Annotated in this window: 1 protein-coding gene; it reads left to right on the top strand. The window is 29.7% G+C overall.

The features are described 5' to 3' along the window. Positions 1 to 204 (top strand): hypothetical protein (locus BUC11_RS17090; RefSeq protein WP_217651043.1); only part of this gene is annotated, 204 nt, incomplete at its 5' end. Positions 205 to 2,489 lie beyond the last annotated feature (2,285 nt).

The following is a 2,489-nucleotide window of genomic DNA, read 5'->3' as shown; positions in this document are numbered from 1 at the left end:
AACAGAGTAGTTAAGCCCGCCTGCGCAGATGGTACTGCAGTTATGTGGGAGAGTATGTCGTCGCCTTTCTTTAAAAACCCTTCATCAATAGATGAAGGGTTTTTTGTTATAAATATGTCCCGTCCTGATATTGGCGATATAAATGGGGATCATTATATATTTTTTGATCAAGAACAAAACTTGGGGATTAGGCAAAAATATTAAACAATCTGAACAGAAAGAAATCTATCTTTCTTACTCCTCTAAACTTATTCCTGAATGCTTTAATTTTAGCATTGAAAGATTCTGTTTAAGAATTGGTGCTTCTATAGCAATGTGTTTTAAAATAATTTGATAATTGTTTATAATTGATTTTAGTATTGTGTTCTATGATTTGAGCCCAATATGATTTACTTTTTCATTCCCCCTGAATGATATAGTTATTTATAAATCATATTGGTTGTTTTCTCAAAGATATTCTAAATTTTTTGTGGCAAATTATGAGCTTTTTCAATATCAGGATGTATTTCAAATTATTATTTAACGTTTTCTTTTGGGTTTAGTAGTTATTTTATACTGCTCTTTTGCTAGTGGTGATATTACTTCGATAAGTTATGACCTTTTTTTTCTGGTTTAGTATAGGAATTACCAACTTGTGGCGAGCATTTGTTTAATGGTGTTGCCGATTAATTTCTAAATCAATGGCCTGATTACTACTTTTAATTATATTTTTCGACAAAGTTTCTAATTCTAATTTCTAAATATGAAATTGCTCTGTTATAAAGCTGTGATTTAAAAAAGATTTTTGTGGCTTAGAGTTCTATATTTGATGTTATATATAAAGTTAATTCGACAACTGAATTTTATTATTTAAGAGCTATTTCTTGAAATAAAACGAGTACAAGATTTTCTCTAGTTCAATCAGGAATACGTATTGTAGTAAGTTTGGTAGCATTTTCTCGTGTAGTAGACACTTTTGTAAAAAGTTCTTTATTGGAGCGATATGTGTTATCTGTTAATAAATTTTTGTTTATTGTTTGAGGATACAGAAGCTTGTGTTTGGTATGAGATTTCTGGTTGCAAGTTTTATAACCGATTAAAAAGTCTATGTATTGGTTTTATAAATTTTCACCAGTAACTCCATATATAGATTTGCTAGCATTGCAATTAGTAGTCTTTGTATCTATTGATCTCTTTTGGTAAAATGAACAAGGTCTGGTGTTACTCGAGTTCTTTAAGCTAATAAATTCCGATCTTAAAAAACAATTTTCACTTTGTATTTGTTAGTCTTCCTTTTCTGAGCAATATGGTGGTAAGCTATATTCCTACTAGTGGTAATAATCATAAACTGTAGTTTCTTAAAGTAATCAGTTAGTTCTTAGTTTACAATCTCGAAGCCTTATGGGAGTAAAATTAATGTCTTGTAAATATAAATGTAAAATATCTTCTGTTCTCTTAGTTGAAATTAATTCAAAGTAGTCGACAATAATTTGAGATAAAAGTAAGTTAGTGACTCTTTAAAGTAGTAAAGCATTTGTAGATAAGTTAGAAATTATATAAATCCTTTTTTCTTATTTCATCAAAGCCTGTAGTCTTGATCCATTTTGCTTTATAAACCTTGGCATATAGTATATCTTACCGCAATTGAAAGGCTTGTAATTATTTTTATATTTTGTATGTTTTTCTGCAGGGCAATCTTACGGATAGTTTCTTTCTATAAAAGCCTAGAATGTAAATCTTGTTTTAGTAAGTCCTTTTTATTAGTGCAAGATGCTACTGTGGAATTTGTTTTGGCAGCAATAATTCTTCTACAAAGCATGGTGCTTTCGTTTTCTGTAGATATAAAGTAGTAGGACGCTTTTTCCGAAACCTATACTACTTTTGCATTAGCTCTTGTAATTTTAAATTCTCTTTTAGTTGACTTCTTAAGATTGCCAGTACAGGTTGACAGAAGATTATAATTACTGTAATCAAAATAAACGTAAGTATAGTACTTCGGCCACTTTCTTTAATAGAAGTCAAAGACCGAGCTATATCAATGTAATGTTAAAATAATGATATAGCTTGGTTGATTTTTACTGTCTGTGACAAGGCTAAAGTAAATTGTTGCTTTTTTTTACAGTAAAAAGTTAAGGCATGGTTGTTTCAAGTTCTCTGCACTTAGTAAGTTGTATGTTGAAAGTATTACAAAGAAAGTTTATGGATACCCGTCAAATCTTTAGTACAAGAGGAATTGTAAGGTATGAAATGCAGTTGTATTTTAAGATTCGCCCATAAACGCTGGGTTTTGTCACTTTTTAGGAAGAATATTGCAAAAGATTAGAAAATTTTTTTTTTCCAAGAAGCGTATTTTCAGTAAGTTAAAGCTAAAGTTAAGAAAAGGATAAAAAAAGTGTTTAAAAAAGCTTGAATACTGGTATAAAGGAGTTAGTTTTGCACCCGCAACAACGGCAAACGTTCTTTTAAATACTGGCAAGCACACTGAATTAAATTAGAAATTTTTTTTCTAA

This window comes from Flavobacterium xanthum (genome assembly GCF_900142695.1).
GTDB lineage: Bacteria > Bacteroidota > Bacteroidia > Flavobacteriales > Flavobacteriaceae > Flavobacterium > Flavobacterium xanthum.
The sequence above is the reverse complement of the archived record's forward strand: the minus strand, read 5'-3'. Positions and strand labels throughout refer to the sequence as shown.